At 61.9% G+C, this 24,835-nt stretch carries 23 protein-coding genes; 15 read left to right on the top strand and 8 right to left on the bottom strand.

Translation table 11 applies throughout. The features are described 5' to 3' along the window. Window positions 1-13 precede the first annotated feature (13 nt). A complete protein-coding gene (locus CLU90_RS02570; RefSeq protein WP_100427107.1) occupies window positions 14-676 on the bottom strand; it encodes an acetyltransferase in 663 nt (220 codons plus the stop codon). Between the two features lie 273 nt (window positions 677-949). Here CLU90_RS02570 and CLU90_RS02565 point away from each other — a divergent pair, with 273 nt between their 5' ends. The 7 genes from CLU90_RS02565 (at window position 950) to CLU90_RS02535 (ending at window position 10,374) form a co-directional block, all read left to right on the top strand. Then, on the top strand, window positions 950-4,159 hold the full coding sequence (locus CLU90_RS02565) for a tetratricopeptide repeat protein (RefSeq protein ID WP_100427106.1): 3,210 nt from the start codon (window positions 950-952) through the stop codon (window positions 4,157-4,159). Continuing rightward, complete coding sequence (locus tag CLU90_RS02560; protein WP_092715661.1) at window positions 4,156-5,310, top strand: DegT/DnrJ/EryC1/StrS family aminotransferase; 1,155 nt, start codon at window positions 4,156-4,158, stop codon at window positions 5,308-5,310. The genes CLU90_RS02565 and CLU90_RS02560 overlap by 4 nt, the downstream gene beginning before the upstream one ends. Beyond that, window positions 5,310-6,038, top strand: coding sequence for an acetyltransferase (locus CLU90_RS02555; protein ID WP_100427105.1), 729 nt, complete (start codon window positions 5,310-5,312; stop codon window positions 6,036-6,038). Before CLU90_RS02560 ends, CLU90_RS02555 begins: the two co-directional genes overlap by 1 nt. 133 nt (window positions 6,039-6,171) lie before the next feature. Then, window positions 6,172-7,047, top strand: a complete 876-nt coding sequence (locus tag CLU90_RS02550; RefSeq protein WP_100427104.1) for a flagellin N-terminal helical domain-containing protein — start codon at window positions 6,172-6,174, stop codon at window positions 7,045-7,047. 242 nt (window positions 7,048-7,289) lie between these two features. Beyond that, entirely contained in the window at window positions 7,290-8,165 is an 876-nt protein-coding gene (locus CLU90_RS02545) for a flagellin N-terminal helical domain-containing protein (RefSeq protein ID WP_100427103.1), read from the top strand. 181 nt (window positions 8,166-8,346) lie between these two features. Further along, complete coding sequence (locus tag CLU90_RS02540) at window positions 8,347-9,222, top strand: flagellin N-terminal helical domain-containing protein (protein ID WP_100427102.1); 876 nt, start codon at window positions 8,347-8,349, stop codon at window positions 9,220-9,222. Window positions 9,223-9,279: 57 nt separating this feature from the next. After that, window positions 9,280-10,374, top strand: coding sequence for a hypothetical protein (locus CLU90_RS02535; protein WP_100427101.1), 1,095 nt, complete (start codon window positions 9,280-9,282; stop codon window positions 10,372-10,374). A 69-nt stretch (window positions 10,375-10,443) separates the two neighbouring features. Here CLU90_RS02535 and CLU90_RS02530 read toward each other — a convergent pair whose 3' ends face one another. From CLU90_RS02530 to CLU90_RS02500, 7 genes are read right to left on the bottom strand one after another with little or no spacing between them, the layout of a single operon-like run. Further along, window positions 10,444-12,531 carry a flagellar biosynthesis protein FlhA gene (locus tag CLU90_RS02530; RefSeq protein WP_100427100.1) on the bottom strand — a complete coding sequence of 696 codons (2,088 nt, stop codon included), beginning with the start codon at window positions 12,529-12,531 and terminating at the stop codon, window positions 10,444-10,446. Next, complete coding sequence (gene flhB, locus CLU90_RS02525; RefSeq protein ID WP_100427099.1) at window positions 12,528-13,667, bottom strand: flagellar type III secretion system protein FlhB; 1,140 nt, start codon at window positions 13,665-13,667, stop codon at window positions 12,528-12,530. The genes CLU90_RS02530 and flhB overlap by 4 nt, the downstream gene beginning before the upstream one ends. Next, the gene (locus CLU90_RS02520) at window positions 13,657-14,457 is read right to left on the bottom strand and encodes a flagellar biosynthetic protein FliR (RefSeq protein WP_092715674.1); all 801 of its coding nucleotides are present in this window, start codon (window positions 14,455-14,457) and stop codon (window positions 13,657-13,659) included. Before CLU90_RS02520 ends, flhB begins: the two co-directional genes overlap by 11 nt. Before the next feature lie 9 nt (window positions 14,458-14,466). Then, the gene (locus CLU90_RS02515; RefSeq protein WP_034757874.1) at window positions 14,467-14,739 is read right to left on the bottom strand and encodes a flagellar biosynthetic protein FliQ; all 273 of its coding nucleotides are present in this window, start codon (window positions 14,737-14,739) and stop codon (window positions 14,467-14,469) included. Window positions 14,740-14,742: 3 nt separating this feature from the next. After that, on the bottom strand, window positions 14,743-15,513 hold the full coding sequence (fliP, locus tag CLU90_RS02510; RefSeq protein WP_092715676.1) for a flagellar type III secretion system pore protein FliP: 771 nt from the start codon (window positions 15,511-15,513) through the stop codon (window positions 14,743-14,745). Then, window positions 15,510-15,875 (bottom strand): FliM/FliN family flagellar motor switch protein, encoded by a 366-nt coding sequence (locus tag CLU90_RS02505; RefSeq protein ID WP_070220030.1) that lies wholly within the window; start codon window positions 15,873-15,875, stop codon window positions 15,510-15,512. Before CLU90_RS02505 ends, fliP begins: the two co-directional genes overlap by 4 nt. Window position 15,876: 1 nt before the next feature. Next, window positions 15,877-16,725 carry a FliM/FliN family flagellar motor switch protein gene (locus CLU90_RS02500; RefSeq protein ID WP_332870856.1) on the bottom strand — a complete coding sequence of 283 codons (849 nt, stop codon included), beginning with the start codon at window positions 16,723-16,725 and terminating at the stop codon, window positions 15,877-15,879. A 574-nt stretch (window positions 16,726-17,299) separates the two neighbouring features. On the opposite strand from CLU90_RS02500, the gene CLU90_RS02490 reads away from it, so the two are divergent. From CLU90_RS02490 to fliS, 8 genes are all read left to right on the top strand, one after another. Beyond that, window positions 17,300-17,638 (top strand): flagellar hook-basal body complex protein FliE, encoded by a 339-nt coding sequence (locus CLU90_RS02490; RefSeq protein ID WP_092715684.1) that lies wholly within the window; start codon window positions 17,300-17,302, stop codon window positions 17,636-17,638. A gap of 60 nt (window positions 17,639-17,698) precedes the next feature. Beyond that, complete coding sequence (gene fliF / locus CLU90_RS02485; protein ID WP_100427097.1) at window positions 17,699-19,435, top strand: flagellar basal-body MS-ring/collar protein FliF; 1,737 nt, start codon at window positions 17,699-17,701, stop codon at window positions 19,433-19,435. Then, window positions 19,413-20,453: a flagellar motor switch protein FliG gene (locus tag CLU90_RS02480; RefSeq protein WP_100427096.1), complete on the top strand. Its 1,041-nt coding sequence runs from the start codon at window positions 19,413-19,415 to the stop codon at window positions 20,451-20,453. Before fliF ends, CLU90_RS02480 begins: the two co-directional genes overlap by 23 nt. Then, a complete protein-coding gene (gene fliH / locus CLU90_RS02475; RefSeq protein WP_076569647.1) occupies window positions 20,450-21,139 on the top strand; it encodes a flagellar assembly protein FliH in 690 nt (229 codons plus the stop codon). Before CLU90_RS02480 ends, fliH begins: the two co-directional genes overlap by 4 nt. Continuing rightward, complete coding sequence (fliI, locus tag CLU90_RS02470; RefSeq protein ID WP_100427095.1) at window positions 21,136-22,446, top strand: flagellar protein export ATPase FliI; 1,311 nt, start codon at window positions 21,136-21,138, stop codon at window positions 22,444-22,446. Before fliH ends, fliI begins: the two co-directional genes overlap by 4 nt. A gap of 8 nt (window positions 22,447-22,454) precedes the next feature. After that, window positions 22,455-22,892 (top strand): flagellar export protein FliJ, encoded by a 438-nt coding sequence (locus CLU90_RS02465; protein ID WP_100427094.1) that lies wholly within the window; start codon window positions 22,455-22,457, stop codon window positions 22,890-22,892. A gap of 89 nt (window positions 22,893-22,981) precedes the next feature. Continuing rightward, window positions 22,982-24,394 (top strand): flagellar filament capping protein FliD, encoded by a 1,413-nt coding sequence (fliD, locus tag CLU90_RS02460; protein WP_092715692.1) that lies wholly within the window; start codon window positions 22,982-22,984, stop codon window positions 24,392-24,394. A gap of 50 nt (window positions 24,395-24,444) precedes the next feature. Next, complete coding sequence (gene fliS / locus CLU90_RS02455) at window positions 24,445-24,834, top strand: flagellar export chaperone FliS (protein ID WP_034757830.1); 390 nt, start codon at window positions 24,445-24,447, stop codon at window positions 24,832-24,834. Window position 24,835: the final 1 nt, after the last annotated feature.

The raw sequence follows: 24,835 nt of genomic DNA, 5'->3' as shown, positions 1-24,835 counted from the left end.
GGCGGCCATCCCCTTACAGATACTTGTCGCTGGCCACCCGGCTGCGTATCGTTTTTGCCGGCGTACCATAACTGACGCACAGGTCGGCCACGGGCCGTGTCACGACGGCACCGGCACCGACCACGCAGTGACTGCCTATGCGCACGCGCTGCAGCAGCAAGGCGCCCATCCCCAGGGCGCTGCACGTGCCGATGAAGCAGCCGCCGCCCGTCGCGGCAGCAGGCGCCAAGCTGGAAAATGCTTCCATCACGGAATCGTGATCGAGCGAGGCACGCGTATTGACGATACAACCGTGCCCGACGTCGCTGCCGGGATTGATCACCGCCCCCGCCATCACCACGCTGCCCGCGCCGATGCGCACGGTCCTGGCGACACTTGCCTGCGGATGCACGGCGCTGACGAATGGCAGTTGCGGGCACAGCGCCGCCACGCGGGCTGTCACGCTTGCCCGCACGAAGTTATCGCCGATGGCCACCAGCACTCCTGCCACGGCCAGCTGCTCCACCAAGGCCGGCAGATCGGACTCGGCGCCCAGGACGCGATAACCCGAGGTTTCCTCGCCCACCGTCCGGAACGCATCGATCAAGCCGGCGATACGAAAGAGCCCCTGCCGTTCGACGACGTCGATGACGACCTTCGCGTGGCCGGATGAGCCAATGATTAAAATGTTTTGCATATCTGAGCTGAAAAGTGAACGATACCGGGCAGCGGCCATCCCGCAAGGACGGCGCCAATCCCAGGCATCATACCAGCAGCCCGGCGCTAGATATCCCGTCCAGCCGGCGGCAAGGTTTTTAAAACAGCCACTTTTCCCCACGCTTTGACCTGCCAGCAACACCAAGTTTGCATTGCGACAGCATTCCTGGATAAATTCCACCTGGAAAGTTTCTCAGAGGCACTTCCACCAGTTACAATTCCCTCTGCTAAATACTTCAACTTCCGCCCGCCCATGAACGCAAACGCCCTTCCCGCAGTGCCCCTCGACGCCGAATTGCAGCAGGCAATCACCGAACACCAGGCTGGCCGTTATGCCGAGGCGGAAGCGCTTTACCTGGCGATTTTGCAGGCGCAGCCGTATCACGCCATCGCCAACCACAATATGGGTTTATTGGCGGGACAGGTGGGGCAATACCAGGCGGGCTTGCCATACCTGCACAAGGCGCTGTCGGTCAATCCCGATGAAGGCCAGTTCTGGCTGTCATATGCGGATGGCTTGCTCAAGGCGGGCGAACGCGAACAGGCGCTGGAGATCGTCACGGCGGCCATCGCGCGCGGTCTCGACAACGAACAGTCGCAAAGCTTGCGCAGCCGTATCGAGACGGCCATCGCCAGCACGCCAACAGCGCAGGAAACCCACCACGTCATTGAGCTGTATCAGGCCGGCCACCATGCGGAACTCGAAGCGGCCAGCCGCGCCCTGACGCAGCGCTATCCCGATTCCGATTTTGCCTGGAGCGTGCTGGGCACCGCCTTGCAATTACAGGGCAAGGATGCCTTCGAGGCACTGCAAAAAACCGTGCAATTGGCGCCAAACGATGCCGAAGCGCATGGCAACCTGGGCACGGCATGGCAGGAACGGGGCATGTACGACCAGGCAATCGACAGCTATTCCCGCGCACTGGAATTGAATCCGGACTTTGTCGAGGCGCACGGCAACCTGGCGGCGGCACTGCAGGCGCAAGGCAAACTGGAACAGGCCGAACAGGCATACAGGCGAGCCCTGGCGCTGCGTCCCGATTACGCCAAAGGCCATTTCAATCTCGGCAATACACTGCAAGCCATGCAGCGCAGCGCGGAAGCCATCGCCTGCTATCAAAGCGCGCTGGCCCTGCTGCCGGGCGACGCGGAAATTTATCTGAATCTGGGCAACGCGCAGCTAGACCTGAAGCAATGGCAAGCGGCCATTGTCAGCTACCGCGCCGTGCTGCAGCTGGCGCCCCACACCACGGCGGCGCATGCCAACTTGGCTGCGGCGCTGCATGAGGCTGAAGAGTACGAGAGTGCGGTGAAAATTTGCCAGTCTGGCATCATTTTGCATGCAGACGACGCCAAGCTGCACAATAACATGGGACGCGCGCTTCAGTGGCTGGGGAAGGCTGAGGAAGCCATCGCCGCATATGAACAGGCAATCGCGCTCGATGGCGATTTCCCCCAGGCGCTAAGCAATCTGGGCTTACTTCAATGCAAACAGAAAAACTACGCGGCAGCCATCGAGTACTGTACGCGTGCGTATCACCTGCAACCAGACGATGCACAAATCAACGCCCAGCTCGCCATCGCCTACGGAGCTGCCGGGGACAGGGATAATGCGCTGAAGTACTTTCAACAGGCCATCGATATAGCGCCTGAGAACGCCGCAATACACAGACATCTGGGCGACTACTACAATTCCATCAAGCGCTTCGAGAAAGCCGTAACATCATACCGCAACGCACTTGAGTACGAACCGGACAATAGTGAAACGCATAACAATGTCGGGGTTGTGTTGCAAGAATTGAAGGCGTTCGACGAAGCGACCGCCGCCTACGCACGTGCGTTGGAATTGAACCCAAAAAGCACTTCGGCACTATGTAACCTGGGGTCGAAACAGCAGGCACAGAATCAATTTGAACTGGCAAAGCAGACTTATCTGGCCGCGCTCGATATAGACCCCACATTCGATCGCGCTCACTTTGCGCTCGGCAATTGCTACGTGCTCATGAACGAGCCTTTGCTGGCGCTGGAATGCTATCACAAGACAGTGGAAATCAATCCCGACTATCGTGACGCCTACGTCAACATCAGCGCCACTTTCAGCAACATCGGCAGGATAGAAGAAGCCATTGAAGCATGCCGCAAGGGCCTGGCCGTCTGCCCGCTGTGGGAAACCCTGTTCAGCAACTACCTGTTTCTGTTGTCGCATAGCACCGACATCAATCCCCAGCAACTCTTTGCGGAGCATCAACGCTTCAGCGCCACCTTTGAAACGCATATCGCGCAAGGACATGCGGGGCACAGCAACATCCGCGACCCGCTGCGCATCTTGAAAGTCGGCTTTGTATCGGGCGACCTGCACAACCATCCGGTGCCGCACTTCCTCATTCCGATACTGGAAAATATCGCCGATGGCGCCAAATTGTCACTGTATGCCTACCACAACAATCCGCAAAACGACGATATCACGGAACGCCTGCGGGAAGTCATTCCCCACTGGCGCCAGGTAGAGCGCCTGTCCGATCCGGACCTGGGCCAGATGATACGCGACGATGGCATCGACATCCTGATCGATTTGTCCGGCCACACGGGCAAGAATCGGCTGCTCATGTTTGCCGCCAGGCCCGCCCCTGTCCAGGCAAGCTGGATCGGCTATCCCCTCACGACAGGGCTGCAATCGATCGATTATTATCTGGGCGATAAGTTCTTTACGCCACCGGAGGCATTGGGCGACCAGTTCTCCGAGAAACTGTTGCTGCTCCCCGCCTGCGTGCCATTCCTGCCTTCCAAGGTGGCACCCAGCATCCAGCCCGCACCCATATTGACAAACGGCTACATCACGTTTGGCAGCTTCAACCGCACCAATAAAATCAATCGCCAGGTCATCGCGCGCTGGGCCCGGGTGCTGCGCGCCATCCCCGATGCCAAAATGATCGTGGCGGCCATGCCGAAATCGGAAGCGCCGCCGCAACTGGCGGCCTGGTTTGCGGAAGAAGGCATTGCACCGGAGCGCCTGACCTTCGAAGGACGCACAGGCATGGCCCAATTCATGGCCATCCATCACCGCATCGACATCTGCCTCGATGCCTTCCCGTATTGCGGCAGCACGACGACCCTGCATGCGCTGTGGATGGGCGTGCCCACGCTCACGACGGCCGGCCCGACCATGCCTAGCCGCGCAGGCAACATGATCATGCGCCAGGTCGAACTCGATGACTTCATCGCTACCGACGAAGACGATCTCGTGCGCAAGAGCGTGGCCATGGCAGCCAACCCCATGTTGCTGGGCGCCTACCGCTTCAGCATGCGGCACCGCCTGGAACGCTCCGTCCTGGGCAAACCCAAGCTGATCACGGAAGGTTTGGAAAACGGCTTACGCATCGTCTGGCAGCGCTGGTGCGAAGGCTTGCCGCCCGTCTCATTCGAAGCACCCGTGGCCGTGCCCAACCCGCCGATCGGATTATGATGAGCGCTCAAAAAAACAAACCAGTCTATGTGACCCAGCCGCTGCTGCCGCCGCTGGAAGATTTCCTGCCGTACCTGGAGACGATCTGGAACAACAAGATCCTGACCAATGGCGGCCCGTTCCACCAGCAGCTGGAACAGGCGCTGTGCGACTACCTGGGCGTGAAACACATCTGCCTGTTCGCCAATGGCACCTTGGCCTTGATGACGGCCCTGCAGGCGCTGCGCATCAATGGCGAAGTGATCACGACGCCTTATTCGTTTGTCGCCACCGCCCATTCGCTGCTGTGGAACAACATCAAGCCCGTCTTTGCCGACATCGAGCCGCACAGCCTGAACCTCGACCCGGGCAAAATCGAGGCGGCCATCACGCCGCAGACCACCGCCATCATGCCCGTGCATTGCTATGGCCGGCCATGCGACATCGAAGCCATCGAGAAAATTGCCGACAACTACAACCTGAAGGTGATCTACGATGCGGCGCATGCGTTCGGCGTGCGCCATCGGGGCGGCAGCGTGCTCAATCACGGCGACCTTTCCGTGATCAGCTTTCACGCCACCAAGATCTTCAACACCTTCGAAGGCGGCGCCATCGTCTGTCCCGACGCCAAGACCAAGCAACGCATCGACCATCTGAAAAACTTCGGCTTCGTCGATGAAGTTACGGTCGTGGCCGCCGGCATCAATGGCAAGATGAGCGAGATCAATGCCGCCTTCGGCTTGCTGCAACTCAAGGGCATCGACGGCGCGCGCCAGAAACGCAAGGCGATCGATGCCCATTACCGCCAGCAGCTGGCCGGCATCAATGGCATTACCTGCGTGCAGCAAGGGGATGCCGAAGCCGCCAACAATGCGTATTTTCCCATCCTGGTCGGCCCAGGCTACCCGCTGTCGCGCGACGCCCTGTTCCAGCTGCTGCGCGACCAGGATATCTATGCGCGCCGCTATTTTTACCCGCTCATCAGCGACTTCCCCATGTACCGCGGCATGCCGTCCGCGGCGCACGCCAACCTGCCCGTGGCGCGGCTGGCGTCATCGCAAGTGATCTGCCTGCCCATCTACCCGGATCTGGAGATGGCAACCGTGGACACCATTATCGCCATGATCGCCGCCCCAGCGCTGCAACAAGAATTAATACGGAACATCGCCTGATGCATATTTCCACCGAAACCAATTTCTCTGGCGTGGCGGAGAACCATGCCTGGTCGGCGCAATTCACGGTACTAAGCTACGCGGATGGCGCCATCAGCACCCTGCCCCATCAATTTTTCCGCGACTGGCTGGACCAGGAGCCGGAAAACGGCCACTTCTACATCGGGCGCGCTTCCTGTTTCGGCGTCGGCTCGCTCGTGAAATATGACAGCGGACAGCAAAGCCTGTGCGTGGGACGTTATGTGGCCGGCGGCTCGCGCCTGAGTTTCATCCTCAATGGCCAGCACGAGATGCGCACGATCTCGACGTACATGCTGTCGATCCTCGGCGGCGGATTGAAAAATACGCATCCGCCACAGTATGCCGACACGGTGATCAAGAACGACGTGTGGATCGGCGACGAAGTGATGGTGCTGGGCGGCAGCGTGATCGAAAACGGCTGCATCATCGGCGCCCGCTCGCTGCTGCCTCCAAATTTCCGTTCGGAACCCTATGGCATTTATGCGGGCTCGCCGGCGCGCCTGATCCGTTACCGCTTCACGGAAAAAGTCCGTGCCGCGCTGCTGGAGCTGGCATGGTGGGAAATGCCGCTGGAATGGGTACGCAACAATAACGCCATGTTTCTGGAAGATTTGTGCGCCGACGAAGCGAAGGCCTTGCGGGTCATCGACATCCAGAAAAGCAGCCGCAGACAATGGGAAGCGGAACATGGCGGCGTGGCGGACTGAACTAGCTTGCCACTCAGACAAAAAATAAATTTCCACACGGCATTTAATAAAGCAAAAGGAATGGTCGTCTTGTACAGGTAGGAGCAGATAAACCGTCGCTCCTCACCGTAACCACCCAATTAGGAATGACACCATGCTGAGTCTTCACACCAACGCTGCTTCCCTGTCGGCACAAAATTCGATCTCGAATACCCAATCCAAACTGTCGACTTCGATGACGCGCCTGAGCACCGGCTTCCGCATCAATTCGGCCATGGACGACGCTGCCGGCCTGCAAATCGCCACCCGCCTGAAAGCACAAACCAGCGGCATGACCGTTGCGATGAACAACACGCAAAACAGCACCTCGATGCTGCAAACGGCCGAAGGTGCGTTCGCTGAAGTGACCAACATGCTGGTGCGCATGAAGGATTTGGCAACCCAGGCAGCCGATGCTTCGTCGACCGGCGCCGACAAGACCGCCATGCAAGCAGAGTACAATGCACTGGGCCAGGAGCTGTACAATGTGATGACCAACACCACGTTCGGCGGCACCCCGCTGCTGGGCAAAGGCGCCACCGCAGCTGACGGCACCCTGTCGACCTCGATGACTTTCCAGATCGGTGCCAGCTCGACCGAAACGATGACCTTCGACGTGTCCAGCAATCTGAGCGCACTGAATACTGCTCTTGGCACCCTGAGCAAGAACTTCTCCAACGCCGCTGCGGCAGGCGCAACGGAACTGACCTCCAATGCCAACGCCAGCATCGGCCTGCTGGCTACCGCCATCGACAGCGTCAGCACCGTGCGTTCGGCACTGGGCGCGACGGCCAACCGTCTGGACCACGTCAACACCAACTTGTCGAACATCGCCACCAACACCAAAGCCGCTACCGGCCGCATCATGGACACCGACTTCGCCACCGAAAGCTCGAACATGACGTCGTCGCAAATGCTGCTGCAAGCTGGCACCGCGATGCTGAAACAAAGCAACAGCATGTCCTCGATGGTCATGTCCCTGCTGCAATAATATGGACTTGGCCGCTCGCGGCCAGTCTCTCGAAGCCAGACTCCGGTCTGGCTTTTTTTTCGCGCGCGGCTTGCGCAAGCATGCCGCAAGGCGAGCCGGACGAACCGGCGGAACAATAAATACGATTTATTTTCAAAAATTTCCTTAAAGCATTTAATTAAGGTGGCGGCACGGTCGTCTTGTACTGATAGGAGCAGCTACAAGTCGCTCCTCACCGCAACCACCCAATTAGGAATGACACCATGCTGAGCCTTCACACCAACGCTGCCTCCCTGTCGGCACAAAATTCGATCACGAACACCCAATCCAAACTGTCGACTTCGATGACGCGCCTGAGCACCGGCTTCCGCATCAATTCGGCCATGGACGACGCTGCCGGCCTGCAGATCGCCACCCGCCTGAAAGCACAAACCAGCGGCATGACCGTTGCGATGAACAACACGCAAAACAGCACCTCGCTGCTGCAAACGGCCGAAGGCGCGTTCGCCGAAGTGACCAACATGCTGGTGCGCATGAAGGATTTGGCAACCCAGGCAGCCGATGCTTCGTCGACCGGCGCCGACAAGACCGCCATGCAAGCAGAGTACAATGCACTGGGCCAGGAATTGTATAACGTGATGACCAACACCACGTTCGGCGGCACCGCACTGCTGGGCGACGGCAGCGGCGCAAACAAAGGCACCCTGTCGACCTCGATGACCTTCCAGATCGGCGCAAGCTCGACCGAGAAGATGAGCTTCGACGTATCGACCAACCTGGCCTCGCTGAATACCGCCCTGGGCGGCTTGAGCAAAAACTTTTCCAGTGCCGCTGCGGCAGGCGCGACGGAACTGACCTCCAGCGCCAACGCCAGCATCGGCCTGCTGGCTACCGCCATCGATAGCGTCAGCACCGTGCGTTCGGCACTGGGCGCGACGGCCAACCGTCTGGACCACGTCAACACCAACTTGTCGAACATCGCCACCAACACCAAGGCCGCTACCGGCCGCATCATGGACACCGACTTCGCGACCGAAAGCTCGAACATGACGTCGTCGCAAATGCTGCTGCAAGCTGGCACCGCGATGCTGAAACAAAGCAACAGCATGTCCTCGATGGTCATGTCCCTGCTGCAATAATATGGACTTGGCCGCTCGCGGCCAGTCTCTCGAAGCCAGACTCCGGTCTGGCTTTTTTTTCGTCTGCAGTGCCTGGCATTTCCCGCATATTGAACTAAATTGCCATCACGTTTAACGATGTTGCCGGCATAGTCGCCTATACAAGGTAGAACACCGAACAACCGCTTACTGGAGCCGCCGCGTGCTGAGCATTCATACCAATACTGCCGCACTGTCTGCCCAGCGGGCCATGGGCTGGGCACAGCAAATGCTGTCGACGTCGATGACGCGCCTCTCCACGGGCTTTCGCATCAACTCGGCCATGGACGACGCGGCCGGCTTGCAGATCGCCACCAGGCTCAGCGCCCAGACCAGCGGCATGGCGGTGGCCATGCGCAACACGCAAAACAGCACTTCCCTGCTGCAGACGGCCGAAGGCGCGTTTGGCGAAGTCACCGCCATGCTCGTGCGCATGAAGGACCTGGCCACCCAGGCGGCGGACGCCTCGTCGAACCAGAAGGACCGCGACGCCATGCAGGGCGAATACGATGCGCTGGGCGCCGAGCTGTACAACGTCATGACGAACACCCGCTATGGCGGCACTTTATTGCTGGGCAACGGCAGCGCCGGCATGGGTACCTTGTCGCAAGCGATGACGTTCCAGATCGGCGCCACCGGCAGCGAAACCATGCAGTTCAGCGTGGCGGCCGACATGGGCACGCTCAATACTGCGCTGCAGGCGATCTCCGTCAATTTCGCGCCAGGCGCCACAGCCGGCAGCGAGTTTGCCAGCAACAGCAGCGCCAACGGCATGATCGACCTGCTGGCGGCGGCCGTCGACAAGGTCGGCAGCGTGCGCTCGGCCCTGGGCGCCACCGCGAACCGGCTCGGCCACGTCTACAATAACCTGTCGAACATGGTCACCAACACCAAAGCCGCCATCGGCCGCATCATGGATGTCGATTACGCGGCCGAAAGCGCCAACATGACGTCGGCGCAAATGCTGATGCAAGCAAGCGCGGCCATGCTCAAGCAAAGCCAGAGCATGAGCAAGCTGATTCTTTCTTTACTACAATAATTACCGGCAGGACGCGATGGCGGATCGAATGAATAGGTACCAGCAGGAAGCAACGGCATGGCGATAGACCGCATTGCATCGGGCAACCCGGTGCCCCTGATTACCCAGCGCTTCGACGTCAGCCCCGCAACGCCGATGGTGCCTGGCGTAGTCCAGCCGCTCGTGCCCATCGGCCCCTACATGGCGCCCGCGCCCGACGCCGGCACCCTGCCCGCCCAGCTGCAGCAGGGACAGGACGGCCTGGCGTCCCTCATCAAGCCCAATGCCGATGGTGCGGGCGGCGCCATGCCGCGCGATAGCAGCGCCATGCAGGTCAACCAGCTGTTCTTCACGCGCCAGCTGGTCTGGCAGCCGCCCGACGCGGCGCAGCTGGCCGCCTCGTGGCGCGTGATGGTGCGCACGTATGGCGAGCAATATGCGGCCCTGCAGGAACAGGCGCGCGGCCAGCACGTGCCGGGCAGCCTGTTCATGGCCGAACAGCAACCGGCATTGCTGCGCGAAGGCGCCCGTCCGCCCTTGACGGTCGACAGCGAAGCGTGGCGCTTTGCCGTCTATGGCTGGGGCGGCCAGCGCCTGCTGCTGCGCGTGCTGGCCAGCGACGAGGATGAAGAAGCAACGCCCAGGCGGCGCGGCAAGGTGGCGCTGCGCGTCGAACTGATCATCATCGGCATCGGCCGGGTCGTGATCCAGATGGAGCCATCGGGCGACGGCGTGCTGCTGGAACTGGCCGCCGACGAGGAAGCCGCGCAACGCCATTTGCGCCTGGCCCTGCCCGAGATCGCCGACGCCGTGCGGCGCGCCGGCCTGCGCGTCGTGCGCTGCCGCCTGAACCGCCAGCTGCATGCGCAGCGCGTGCACGGCAACTACCCGATGCAGGCGGGCGCCGCCGCGCTGTCGCTGCCCCTGTTCCGCGCCATGGCCGAAGTGGCCCTGCTGCTGACGCAGCCGGAAGCGGAAGTGGCGGCCGATCCCGATGCGCCCGCGGCACCCGCGGCCGAGCCGGAAGAAGAGATCATCGCCTCGAAGGAAGTGGCGGCGCCGTTCGGTTACGACTATGGCGACGAGGAAGACACGGCGCCAGGCGGCGCCGTGCTGCTGCTGGCCGACGGCCAGGAACACGAGCTGCTGCCGCCCATCGACGAGCAGGATTGACCCAACAGAATTGATACGGCTGGATTGACGCAACACAAAAAAACGGCGCCCGCAGCGCCGTTTTTCATTTTAGCCCACCGTGCCGATGATGCTCACTTCGCGGTTTTCCGGGATTTCGTTGTACGACAACACGTGCAATCCCGGCGCAAACAGGCGCGCATAGCGGGCCAGCAGCGGACGGATCTGCGGCAGCACGAGCAGCAGCGGCGGCGTGGCCTGCTGCTTCATCTGCTCGCGCGCCACCGGCATGTTCACCTGTAATTGCGACAGCAGATGCGGGTCGATCGGATAGTTATCGAGTGTCACCTTGCCCGCCTGGCGCGCCTGGTTCAGCGAACCGAGCAGCATGTTTTCCAGTTCGCCGCCCAGGTTAAACGCCTGCATTTCCATCTTCTGGCCAAACAGGCCGCTGACGATCTGGCGCCGCAGCGCGCAGCGCACCTCGGCTGCCAGCAGGATCGGGTCCTTGGTCGTTTCGGAGCTGTCGAGCAAGGTCGTGGCGATGGGCACGATATCCTTCAAGGACACGTTTTCCGTCAGCAAGACGCGGAACACGCGCAGCAGCTGCGTGTGCGTCAGCGCCTTGTCCAGCGCGCCAGCGAGTTTGGGCGACAGGGCCGTCAGGCGCTCCATCATGTTCGACACGTCTTCATGGCGGAACAGTTCCGGCAAGTATTCGCGCACCATCTTCGACAAGTGCGTGGCGATCACGCTGGGGGCCTCGATGACCTGGTAGCCCAGCCCCAGCGCATGCGCCTTCTCGCTCGGTTCGATCCACGTGACGGGCATGCCGTAGGCCGGTTCGATGCCGGGAATGCCGTCGAGCTGGCCATACACGTTCGGCGACGGGATCGCCATCAGGCGGTCGGCTTGCACTTCCGCCTGCGCCACCACGGTGCCCGACAGCACGATCGCATACTGCGACGGTTTCAGGGCCAGGTCGTCGCGCACGCCGATGTTCGGCAACAGCAAACCCATGGCTTCGGACAGGCTCTGGCGCACGCCCTTGACGCGCTTGTTCAGCGGTTCGCCCTGGGTCTTGTCCACCATGCCCACCAATTTGTAGCCGAGCATCACCATCAGCGGCTGCACGGCGGGCAGCTGCTGCCACTCGAGTTCGGCCGGCTTGTCGTCGCGCAAGGCCGCCTCGATGGCGGCCAGTCCGGCCGCATCGGGTCCCTTCACGCGCTTGGTCAGACGCCAGGCAACAAAGGCCAGCACGGCGGCAAAGGTCATGAACATGAACCACGGCATGCCTGGAATCAGGGCCAGCGCCACCATCATGCCGGCCGCGCTGAAGATCACCGTTGGCGAGGTCAGCACCTGGCCCGCCACTTGCTGTTCGAAGTCGCCCGAATCGCTGATGCGGGTCACCAGGATGGCGGCCGCGGCCGACAGCAGCAGCGCCGGGATCTGCGCCACCAGGCCATCGCCGATGGTCAGCAGTGCGTACTGGCGGAAGGCGTCGCCGAACGACAGGTCGTGCATCAGCGAGCCGATGGCCACGCCGCCAACCATGTTGATGATCAGGATCAAGATACTGGCGACGGCGTCGCCGCGCACGAACTTCGACGCGCCGTCCATGGCGCCATAGAAATCCGCTTCGGCGGCCACGTCCTTGCGACGGATCTGGGCTTTTTCCTGGTTGATCAGGCCGGCGTTCAGGTCGGCGTCGATCGCCATCTGCTTGCCCGGCAAGGCGTCAAGGGTAAAGCGCGCGGACACTTCCGAGATACGCTCGGCGCCCTTGGTGACGACGGCGAAGTTGATGATCATCAAGATCACGAAGACGACGATACCGACGACGAAGTTACCGCCGATCACCACGTTACCGAAGGCCTCGATCACCTTACCGGCCGCGTCCGCGCCCGTGTGCCCGTGCAGCAGCACCACGCGCGTCGACGCCACGTTCAGGGTCAGCCTGAGCATGGTGGTGGCCAGGATCACCGTCGGGAAGACGGAGAAATCGAGCGGCCGTTTCGCCGACACGCTGACGAGGATGACGATCAGTGCCAGCACGATATTGAAAGTGAACAAGATATCGAGCAGCACGGGCGGCAGCGGCAAGATGATCATCGCCAGGATCACCAGCAGGAACAGCGGCGTGGCGAACTTGTGGCGGCGCATTTCGGCAACCAGTCTGTTCAGGAAATTCATGAAGGTACTACCTCGCTCAAATGAGATGGCACGACCACCTCGGTGGGAAATGGGGGCTGGGCGGCGCGCTGCCCAGTACGGAATGCTTTCAGCTGCAAGATGTAGTTGAGTACCTGCGACACGGCCTGGTACAGCTGCACGGGAATCTGCTGCTGCACCTGGCTGGTGTTGTAGATGGCGCGCGCCAGCGGCGGCAACTCCAGCGTTTCGATATGGTGCTCCTTCGCCACTTGCCGGATGTACAGCGCCATCTCGTCGACGCCCTTGGCAACGACGAACGGCGCCTCGGCGCGGTCCTGGTCATACTTCAATGCAACGGCGTAATGCTCGGGATTGACGATCACCACGTCGGCGTCGGGCACGGTCTTGCGCACGCTGCGCCGGCCGATCTGCTGCTGCAACTGGCGGATGCGCTGGCGCACTTCGGGCCGCCCTTCGCTGCTTTTATGTTCTTCCTTGACGTCCTGCTTGCTCATGCGCTGGTTGCGGGCAAAGAAAAACGCCTGCGCCGGCACGTCGATGATGGCAAACAGCACGAAGACGGAAATGAGCGCCATCAGGCCGTCGAGCATCAGCGCCGAGCCATCGAGCATGGCTTGCTGCAGGGGCCGGTGTTGCAAATCCACATATTGCGTCAGACTGGAGCGGCTCACATGCACGAGCACCATGCCCAGCACGACGGCCTTGGCAATCGACAGGCCGAATTCAAAGCCATGCTTGGGCGACACCAGGCGGCCCAGGTTCTTGGCCGGGCTCAGGCGCTCCATCTTCGGCATCCAGTTCTTCGTGCTGATGACCCAGCCGCCGGGGATCAATGAGCCGAGCACGACGAACAAGGGCACGCAGAACAGCGGCACGATCATCTTGATCAGCAAACTCACCGACGTCGTAAACGCCATCGACATGGCATTTTCCAGCGCGCCCTTGCTGTCGAGCGGCATGAAGGCCATGGCGAACAGCGCGCGAAAGCTGAGCAGATAACCGGGCAGCAGGTAAATGAAGACCTTCATGCTGATCAGGATGCCCAGCGCCGTCGACAGGTCGCGCGAACGCACCACCTGCCCTTCCTGGCGCGATTTCTTCAGCTTCTGCGCTGACGCCTTTTCTGTTTTGTCGCCCGTGCTGCTATCCGCCATGGGCCACCCGCATCTGTTCGGCGATCATGTCGAGCACGCGGTTCGTCATGGCGACATAGTGCTCCGGGATAAAGCGCACGATCTGTATCAGCATCAGCAGGCCGAACATGGTGATCATGGAAAAGCCCAGCGAAAACAGGTTCAGCGACGGCGCCACCCGGTTCAGGAAGCCAAAGCCCAGCTGCACCACCATGGTGGAAAACACGATGGGCAGGGCCAGCAGCATGGCGGCGGCGAAAATCCACGCCACGTTGTAGGCCACCGTCTGCAGCAGCATGGGGCCGTAGCCCTGCCCCACGGGCCAGGCCGTGAAGCTGGCGCCGATCACGCCCGTCAGCACGAGGTGGCCGTCGATGGCGAAGAACACGATCATGCACATGATGGTGAGCAGGCCCGAGATCACGTCCGACGAGGTGCCGTTGAGCGGGTCGTTCATGACGGCCATGGAAAAGCCCACCTGGCTCGATACCAGATAGCCGAGCACCGACATGACGGACATGGCGAAGTGGAAAGCCAGGCCCAGGACGAAGCCGACGATGGCCTGCTCCAGGGTCGCGACGGCGGCATGCAGGGAAAACGGATCGATCTTCAGCAATTCGTGCGAGGCGCCCGACGCCTGCATCACGGGCAGCATCAGGATCGCCAGCACCAGCGACAGCAGCACCCGCACGGGGACGGGCACCATCGCGTCGCCGATCACGGGCGAGGCGCTGAGCATGGCCAGGATGCGGCAGAACGGCCACCACACGGCCAGCAGAAACGGCAGCACCTGATTGAAAATCTGATCCATGGCGCGGTGCTATCCGACCAGGGTGGCGGCGCGCTGAAAAATGGACACGCAATAATCCATCAGGTAACCGGCCATCCAGCGTCCGGCCAGGATCAGGGCCAGCAGGGTGACCAGCAGGCGCGGCAGGAAACTCATGGTCTGCTCATTGATCGAGGTGGCCGCCTGCACCAGCGCGACCAGCAAGCCCATGAGCAAACCCGGGACGACCAGGATCACCACCAGCAGCATGACGACATGCAGTGCTTCGATGATCAGGTCGACGGCGACTTCAGGGGTAAACATGAATTAATAGCCCTGTATGCTGGTAACTAGGGTGTTGACGGTCAGGGTCCAGCCGTCGACGAGCACGAACAGCAGCAGCTTGAACGGCAAGGAAATCACGAGCGGCGACAGCATCATCATGCCCATGGCCATCAGCACGGACGCCACCACCAGGTCGATGATGAGGAAGGGGATGAACAGCATGCAGCCGATCTGGAACGCCGTCTTCAGTTCGGACAGCACGAACGCGGCCAGCTTGACCGTGAAACTGTGGTCTTGCGGGCGCATCGTCGACGGCTCGCCGGCCAGGTGGGCGATCTGCGCCAGCGCGGCCTTGCTCGTCTGCGCCAGCATGAAGCGCGATATCGGCACTTCGGCAATTTTCAAGGCTTCCTGCATGCCGATCTGGTCGCGGTCGTAGGGCACGAACGCCTCCTTCCACACCTGGTCGCCGATGGGACGCATGACCAGCAAGGTGAGGATCAGGGCGATGCCCGTGACGATGCGGTTGGGCAAGCCCTGCTGCAGGCCCAGGGCCTGACGCAACAGCGACAGCACGATGACGAAGCGGGTAAAGCTGGTCATCATCATGACCATCACGGGCAGCAGCCCGAGCAGGGTCATGACGACGAGGATCTGCATCTTCACCGACAAGTCGGTCTTCGCGCCCGGCACCACGCCGGACAGCAAATCCTGCGCGCCGGCGGCGCTGCAGCACAGCATCAGAACGGGAACAGCCAGCGCGGCGGCCAGCGCGCCGCGGCGCCGGCTCAAACCGGGTACCGCCAGCTTCATGCTGTCATCAGGTCGAGATTGAGGCCGTCGAGGTCGATGACTTTCAGGCCATAGTTCTCGCCGGCCACCACCACTTCGGCACGGCCGATCGGCGTGCCGTTGACCTTGATCACCAGCGGTTCGCCGGCCAGCATGTCAAGTTCGATCACGCTTTCCGGGCCGATGGCCATCAACTCTTCCAGCGAGATGCGGGCCGAGCCCACTTCCAGGGTCAGGGTGACGGGAATCTTGCGCATCATCTGCGGAATGTCGCGGCGCGCGCGGGTGCTGGCCACGTCGGCGACGTCGCCCTGGTCGATGATCATGTCATCGCCCAAGTCTTCCAGCAGGGTTTCGCTCTGGTTGGTATCGGTCATATTCATATTATTCGACATCTTCAAATGAGGTTAAACAGAGCTTGCCCTTGTGTTCGGAAACAGCCGCTGTAAATAAACGGGAATCGTCGAGCATGACGTCGGTACGGCTCAGGCTGACGGGAATCACGTCGCCCACGCGCAGGTCGAACAAGGCGCCCAGCTGCACCTGCTTGCTGACGAGGCGGCCTTCCAGGGTCACTTGCAGGCGTGAAGCGAGCGGCCGCACGCTGCCGCGCAAGGCTTTCTTCGCTTGCGCGCGCTCGGGCAGCAAGCCGCGCAGCACGTCGGCCATCAGGCGCTTGTCCAGCGAAAACCAGAACTGGCCGCTCTGCCCCGCCTCGACGTCGCTGAGCGCCACGGTGACGACCCAGCTGCCGCGTGCCGGATGCACGCCGGACTGCACGGCGACCTCGGCACTGGTGTCGATGTCGCTGCTCTTGCCCAGGGTTTGCAGGTTTTTGTGGATGCGGGCAAACAAGCTGCCCACCAACTGTTGCCCCAGCACCACAGCCAAGCGCTCTTCCGTGGCCGTCACGCGCACTTGCGCCGGATCGGGCAGCGCGCCCTTGGCACCGGCACTACCATAGCGATAGTTCAGCACGCTCAAGAGTATCTGCCGCTCGAGCGCAAAGCCCGGCTGGCCGGCCGGCGTGGAAAAACTCAGCCAGCGGTTCGTGCCGTCCTCGTTTTCCACGCGCGACAAGGTCACGGCATCGATCTGGAAATTGCCCCAGTAGCGACGGCTCATCGGCTGGCGCAGGGCCACGGCCAGGTCGTCGCGCAGCTGGGCGCCGAATACATGCAGCAAATGGACAGGACGTCCAAGCAGACAGGAATCGAGGACTTGATGGCGCACAGTTTGATCTGTCTTAGTGGTTATCATGAGGGTCATGTCGTATTGCGGTGGCAGAACAAATTATACGGATCGCCCGAAATTAAATACAGCATCATCTTGGTCTTGCAACAGACCTGCAAGCAAACGATTGCGCATCGTATCGCATGCTCGATGACTACGGTGCTGAACAATACATGAAAAAGCCAAATATTGCCATGTATCAATATTCCTTGAGCCAATCCTCTCTTTACTTTATAGTTGCCCCGAGGTAAGCTTATAGCGACAAAATAATGATTTGCAGTGCGCCATTCCGCTTACCTGATTCCGGTTTTTTATGGCAGTTTTCAGCCCTTCTTATTGCCACCAGCAGAAACTTTTATCAGATAAATATTCATTGTCATGGCCCTGTAAATCCTGTCGGCGCAGGTTTGCTGAGTTTGTTTGAGTCTGCTTGAGCGGATGGTGTGGCAACTGATAAAACTGATGGGCCCTGCGGATCGGGCCGGGCGGAATGGCATGACATGCACTACTGCCGGATTGGCAACACCAGTAATTCTGATTGATACGTCACCGCATAATGAAAGTAGAGGGCAAGATGAGCAACGAACTCGCAGGTCTGATCAAGGCCGATCTGGCAGCACTGAGCAATGACGCGCACGCCCTGGGTGCCAGCATCATGCCCGCCGCCCAATTCGGCGCGCCGGAACAATCGGGCTTCTCCTTTGCGCAAAGCATGAAAGACGCCATCGGCAAGGTCAACGGCGACGACCGCATGGCCGCGCAGAAAATGAGCGACGTCGACAGCGGCAAGAGCGACGACATGGTCGGCGCCATGCTGGCCAGCCAGGAAGCGAGCCTGTCCTTCTCCATGTTGATGCAAGTACGCAACAAGGTCATGGGCGCCGTCGACGAACTCATCAAACTGCCTCTGTAATCTTCACGTCCTGATCCACGCCCAGCCTCCCAGCGAAAGTTACCCCAAGTGATTACCACCATGAAGTCCGCATTTGCGCGCTGGCGCCCTGGCGCCCAGCCCGCCATCCCGCCCGCCCTGCTGAAAAACCTGGTTCCCATCGTCGTGCTGGCCATCGGCATCACCGCCATGGTGACCATGTATGCCTGGCGCGACCAGGCCAACTACAAGCCGGTGTTTGGCGCGCGCGAAAAAGTGGCCGTGACGGACATGATGGCAACACTCGACGCCGAGCACATCCCCTACCGTTTGCATCCGGACAGCGGCCAGGTGCTGGTGCCCGACGCCATGCTGGGCAAGGTGCGCATGCTGCTCGCCTCGAAGGGCGTGACGGCGCAGTTGCCGGCCGGCCTGGAATTGATGGACAAGAACGACCCGCTGGGCGTGTCGCAATTCGTGCAGGACGTGCGCTTCCGCCGCGGCCTGGAAGGCGAGCTGGCGCAAAGCATCATGACGATGGACGCGATCGCTTCGGCGCGCGTCCATCTGTCGATTGCCAAGTCGACGTCGTTCGTTGCCAGCGACGGCGACAAGTCGTCGGCTTCCGTCGTCGTGGCGCTGAAACCGGGCCGCACCCTGGCGCCGGAACAGATCGCCGCCGTCATCAACATGGTGGCCGGCAGCGTCGCCAGCCTGGCGCCCACGCGCGTGAGCCTGGTCGACCAGGGCGGCAACCTGCTGTCCTCGCACGTCGACCTGACGGACGGCTTCGACGCTTCGGCCGCCGGCAACGAAGGCGCGAAACGCTTCCAGGACGAGATCCGCCGCAACGTCACCGGCTTGCTGGGCCCGGTCATCGGCGAAGACAACTTCAAGCTCAGCGTGACGGCCGCCGTGAACAACGACCGCGTCGATGAAACGCTGGAAAAATACGGCGAAGCCCCGAAAGTGACGAGCGAGGCGATGCGCGAAGAACAGGAACGCAACCGCACCGTGGCCGGCATTCCCGGCAGCCTGTCGAACCGTCCGCCAGCGGCCGCCGTGCCGGCACCGGCCGACGCCGCCGGCGCCGCCCCCGCCGATGGCGCACCGAAGCCGTCCGACGATGGCACTGCCCGCAAGAACGCCACCACGCGCCAGTATGCGTACGACCGCAGCATCACGCAGATCAAGCGCAGCCGTGGCCGCCTGGAAAAACTCAGCGTGGCCGTCGTCCTCAACAGCGCCGCCGCACCGAATCCGAAAACGGGCTGGACCCCTGCCGAACTGGGCAATATTGAAAAGATGCTGGCCAGCGGCCTGGGCATCAATGCCCAGCGCGGCGACAGCCTGAGCCTGACGGCGCTGCCCTTCCCTGCCAAGCCGCCCGTGGCGCAGTGGTGGGAAGAGCGCGACACCGTCGTCGATTTCAGCGGCTGGCTGCTGTACGCGCTGGGCGCCGTGCTCGGCTACTTCCTGATCCTGCGTCCGCTGCTGCGCCTGCTGACCTCGCGCCTGGCGCCGGCACCACTCAAGCAGATCGATCCGGCCCTGGCGCTGGGCGGCGGCAGCGCCGCCGCCGGCGCCAATGGCGTGGCCGTTGCCGGCGCGCCGGCATTGGGCGTGAACGGCAGCCGGCTGGCGCTCGAAGGCGAAGCGGCCGCGCCTGGCAACATGCCGGTCGTGCCACTGCTGGAAAACTATGACTTGCCGCCACCAGGCTCGGCTGTCGACGTGATGGTCGACCACCTGAAAGTCCTGGCGGAAAAAGAACCCGAGCGTGTCGCCGAAGTCGTCAAACAATGGATGCAGAAAAATGGCCGAACTCAACAACAGTAATCCCTCCGACGGTGCAGAGTACGAAAGCGCCAGTCTGAACCCCGTGGAACAGGCCGCCATCGTGCTGCTGAGCATAGGCGAAGAACAGGCCGCCAACGTGCTGCGCTGCCTGTCGCGTGAAGAATTGCTGGAAGTCACGCAAGTGATGTCGCGCATGAGCGGCATCAAGGTCGAATCCGTGAAAACGGCCATGCAGACCTTCTTCGACGACTACCGCCAGCAAAGCGGCGTGCATGGCGCCTCGCGCAGCTACCTGAAGCGCTCGCTGGACATGGCGCTGGGCAGCGATATCGCCAATAGCGTCCTGAACAACATCTATGGCGACGCCATCCGTCCAAAAATGGCGCGCCTGCAGTGGGCCTCGCCGAAATGGCTGGCCGAATACATCGTCAACGAGCACGTGCAGATGCAGGCCGTCTTCCTGGCCTTTTTGCCGCCCGCGCTGGCCGGCCAGATCCTCGATGCCCTGCCCGCCGAAGGCCGCGATCTGGTCTTGCTGAACCTGGCGCGCCTGGACGAGATCGACCGCGACCTGCTGGTCGAGCTCGACGAACTGGTGGGCCGCTGCCTGGGCACGCTCGACACGCAAAGCACCAGCGTGGAAGGCATCCGCCAGGCGGCCGAGATCCTCAACCGCATGCCTGGCAACCGCGCCGCGCTGGTCGAACTGCTGCGCGCGCACGATCCGGACGTGGTGTCGGAAATCGAACTGAGCATGTACGACTTCCTGATCCTGGCCACGCAGAGCGATGTCACGCTCACGCGCATCCTGGAAGACGTGCCGATGGAACAATGGGCCATCGCCCTCAAGGGCGCGGAACCGGCTATCCGCGACGCCGTGCTGAAAACCATGCCGCGCCGCCAGGCGCAAAGCTTCGAGGACATGATGCGCCGTTCCGGCCCCGTGCCGCTGTCGCGCATCGAACAGACGCGCCAGGAAATCATGGCCACCGTCAAGGGCCTCGCCGATGCGGGCGAGATCGAAGTGCAGCTGTTTGCCGAAGCGGTGATCGAATGAAACACTTCCGCTCGTATCGCTTCCCTCCCCTGTCGCAATTCATCGCCGCCGGCCAGCGCGCCGCCAGCGAGGACACGGATGGCCAGTGGCAGGCGTCCGTCTCGGAAGGTTTCGAGCAGGGCCAGCGCGACGGCTACGAAGTGGGCCTGGTGCAAGGCCAGCAGGACGGCTACGACGCCGGGCGCAGCGACGGCATGGCGCAGGGCCGCGAAGAAGGCCGCAATGAAACCCTGGTGGCGCTGGACCGCCTGGCCCGCCCCGTCGACGCGATCTTGCGCGACCTGAAAAAAGTGCGCGCCGATTACCGCGAAGCGCAGCGCAAGGAAGTGGTCGACCTGGTGGCCAAGGTGGCGCGCCAGGTGATCCGCGCGGAACTGGCGCTGCAGCCCGTGCAATTGCTGGCCCTGGTCGACGAGACCCTGGCCTCGATGCCGCCCACGCGCGAGGAAATCGACGTCTTCCTCAATCCGGAAGAATTGAAACGCATCAGCGAACTCGATCCGAAGCGCGCCAAGCGCTGGAACCTGATCGCCGATGCGCGCCTCGACGCGGGCGAATGCCGCATCAAGGCGGGCGACAATGAAGTCGACGCGGGCTGCCATCAGCGCCTGTCGGCTTGCATGGAGCAAGTCAGCAGCCACCTGGCGCTGGCCGCCGAACACGCGGACCAGGGCGCGCCTGCATGATCGCCGACACGCTGCGCAGCTTCGAGATCGGCGATATCCCGGTCGCGACACCGACCGGCCGCCTCGTCGGCGCTTCCGGCCTGCTGCTGGAAAGCGCCGGCTGCCGCCTGCACACGGGCCAGCGTTGTCAAATTGAAACTGTGAACGGCGAGTGGCTCGATGCGCAAGTCGTCGGCTTTCGCGAAAAGCTGTCGTATTTAATGCCGTTCAAGAAGGCGACGGGCCTGACCACGGGCGCGCGCGTCCTGCCCCTGCCCGACAAGGCCAGCCTGCAGATCGGCCCCTCGTGGCTGGGCCGCATGGTCAATGGCCTGGGCGAGCCGATCGACGACCTGGGCCGCCTCGGCGGCGAACACATACTGGAAGTGACGCCACCAAAGATCAATCCCCTGAAGAAACAACCGGTGGTCGAGCCCCTGGACGTGGGCGTGCGGGCCATCAACAGCATGCTGACCCTGGGCAAGGGCCAGCGCGTGGGCCTGATGGCCGGCTCCGGCGTGGGCAAGAGCGTGCTGCTGGGCTTGATCACGCGCCAGACGGTGGCCGATGTCGTCGTCGTCGGCCTGATCGGCGAACGGGGTCGCGAAGTGCGCGAATTCGTGGAAAAGTCGCTCGGTGCCGAAGGTCTCAAGAAGGCCGTGCTGGTGATCGCGCCGGCCGATGAATCGCCACTGATGCGCATCATGGCGACCGAACTGTGCCATTCGATCGCCGCCCATTTCCGCGACCAGGGCAAGCACGTGCTGCTGCTCGTCGATTCGCTGACGCGCTATGCGATGGCCTTGCGCGAAGTGGCGCTGGCCCTGGGCGAGCCGCCGGCCACGCGCGGCTATCCGCCATCCGTGTTTTCGAACCTGCCGCAACTGGTGGAAAGCGCCGGCAATGGCGCCCACCCGGAAGGCAGCATGAGCGCCATCTACACGGTGCTGGCCGAAGGCGACGACCAGCAGGACCCGGTGGTCGACACGGCGCGCGCGATTCTCGACGGCCACATCGTGCTCACGCGCGAGCTGGCCGAGCGGGGCCACTACCCCGCCATCGACATCGCCGCCTCGATCAGCCGCTGCATGGCGCAGGTGATCACGCCCACGCACATGCAGGCAGCGCGCGCGCTGAAAGCGTCGATGGCGCGCCATGCGCGCGTGCGCGACCTGATCCCGCTGGGCGCCTACGTGCCCGGCGCCGATCCGATCACCGACCGCGCCGTGCAATTGCACGCGCCCATCGAAGCCTTCCTGTGCCAGGGCACCAAGGAAGAGGCGCCGATGGGGCCGTGCATCGAACAACTTGAACAGATCATGGCCTAGGAGCATACGTGAGCGACGCGCATACCATCCGCAACCTGACCACGCTGGTCGGCCTGCGCAGCACCGAAGTGGAACGCCTGCAAGGCGAAATGGCGGCGCAGACGGCCGTGCGCGAGCGCTACCAGAAAAACCTGGAGCGCCTGACGGGCCTGTACACGGATAGCGGCCCCAGCGGCGTCCTGCCCCTGGCCCTGTCCGTCAACTGCGGCAACTTCAAGCAAGCGGTCATGCAGATGGCCGACCAGCACCGTACCGACTTGCATTTGCACGAAGCCAACATGGCCGTTTCGCAACGCGCCTTGAATACGGCCTGGGCCAAGCGCGAGGTGCTGGATCAGGTGCTGACGCAAAAACAAAAGCATGTTGCAAATGAGCAACACCGAGTCGATGCCAAGCGGCAGGATGAGCTGGCGACGCAATTCTGGTTCCGCGGGCAGGTAAAATGAGGTTTGTGTAAGTTTCTTTCAGGAAAACTTCACGAAACGGGAATGGGGGTCGCCTTGTACCGGTATATCCCTTTATTCAGGAGTCTGGCATGGCAAACGTAATTACTGCACCGCAATACGATCCTATCGTCACGGCAAAAAATCTGGCGACCAAGTCGGTAGCGGCGCAACAGGCCGCCCTGGCTGCGCAGACCGCGCTGGCCAACAATACCTCCAGCGCGCTGGGCAACCTGAAATCGGCGATCTCCGCATTCCAGCTGGCCATGTCGTCCATGACGTCCAGCAAATCCGTGCTGAGCCAGTCCGCCACTTTCAGCAATACCGCATATGGTTCGGGCACGGCAGGCATCAAGGCGGCGCCGGGCAGCTATGCATTCTTTGTCGAACAACTGGCCACGGCCAGCCAGACTTCGTATGGAGGCTTGAGCAGCACCACGCCCGCCAACGGCGGCAACATGACCATCCGCATCGGCGACCCGGCAGCCGCCGTGACCGCCGACAACGCCTTCGACATCGACCTGGCCGCCGCCAACAAGGATGGCGACGCCTACCTGACGCCGCAGGAAATCGCCGCCGCCATCAATGGCAACAGCAAGAATAATGCGCGCGTCACCGCTTCCGTCATCAATATCGGCAACCAGGCGCAACTGGTGCTGACGTCGAATGTCACGGGCGTCGCCAATGCCGTCTCGATCGACACCAACAGCGTGACGGATCCGGGACTGCAGACGGCGCTGCAGAGCGACATCAAAGCCATCGCGGCGCCCAAGGATGCCATCGTCTGGCTGGGCGCCCAGGGCACCGGCACCAAGATTACCCAGGCATCGAATACCTTCACCAACGTGCCCGACGTGAAAATGACGTTCACCAAGGCCATGAGCGCTGGCGAGAGCCCGATCACCGTGACCGTCGGCACCGACAACACGGGCACCATCGCCAATGTGCAAGCCTTCGTCGACGCCTACAACAAGCTGAAAAGCGTGATGGATGGCCTGGCCAGCCCCGGTAATCCGGAGAAGGACATCGCCGCCGGCCTCTTTGCCCACGACTCCGGCCTGAACGCCCTGCGCTCGAGCATGGGCGATGCCTTGCGCCTGAATGTCGATGGCGTATCGCTGGTGGCGTATGGCATTACCGCCCAGCGCGACGGCACGATCAGCCTCAATACGGCCAAGCTGACGGCCAAGCTGGCGGACAATCCTGGCGGCCTGGACAAACTGTTCGGCAATAACAGCCTGTCGGCCCCTGCCGGCGTGCTCGGCGGCCTGGACAAGGTGCTGGGACAGTGGAGCAATGTCACCAAAGGCCAGATCACCCAACGCCTGGCGGCGACGGACAAGTTGCAGAAAAGCCTGGCCCAGAGCAGCGAGCGTCTGACCAATCAGTACAACACGGCGTACAACCGTTTCCTGGACCAGTTTTCCCGCCTGCAGGTATTGCAGGAGCAAATGACGCGCAATTCCGACATGTTCGATGCCATGTTTAATAACAGTAAATCCTGAGGCGGACGTGCCAGCCGCGCCGCCACAGTTAACATAGCGAGAAGATAATAATGTTGAACAATGAAGCTTACGGCAGCTACCACGCCGTCAACCTGGACTCCCAGACCGCCCGCGCCACACCGGTCGAGCTGGTACTGGTGCTGACGGATGGCCTGCTGGAAGAACTGGCGCGCGCGCGCGGGCACATCGTGGGCAAGCGCTACGAGCAAAAGGCGATCAGCCTGGACAAGTGCACGCAAATCATCAACGGTTTGTCGAGCTCGCTCGATTTCGACAATGGCGGCGAAGTGGTCGTCAACCTGGCGCGCCTGTACGACTATTGCGTGGCGCGCCTGTACACGGCCGGCATCAAGCTCGACCCTACCCTGATCGACGAAGTGACGACCTTGATGACCACCATCAAGCGCGGCTGGGTGGGTGTCCAGGCCAACAATGCCTAGG

It is taken from the genome of Janthinobacterium sp. 67, from assembly GCF_002797895.1.
Classification (GTDB): domain Bacteria; phylum Pseudomonadota; class Gammaproteobacteria; order Burkholderiales; family Burkholderiaceae_D; genus Janthinobacterium.
This window is presented reverse-complemented; position numbering and strand designations above follow the sequence as displayed.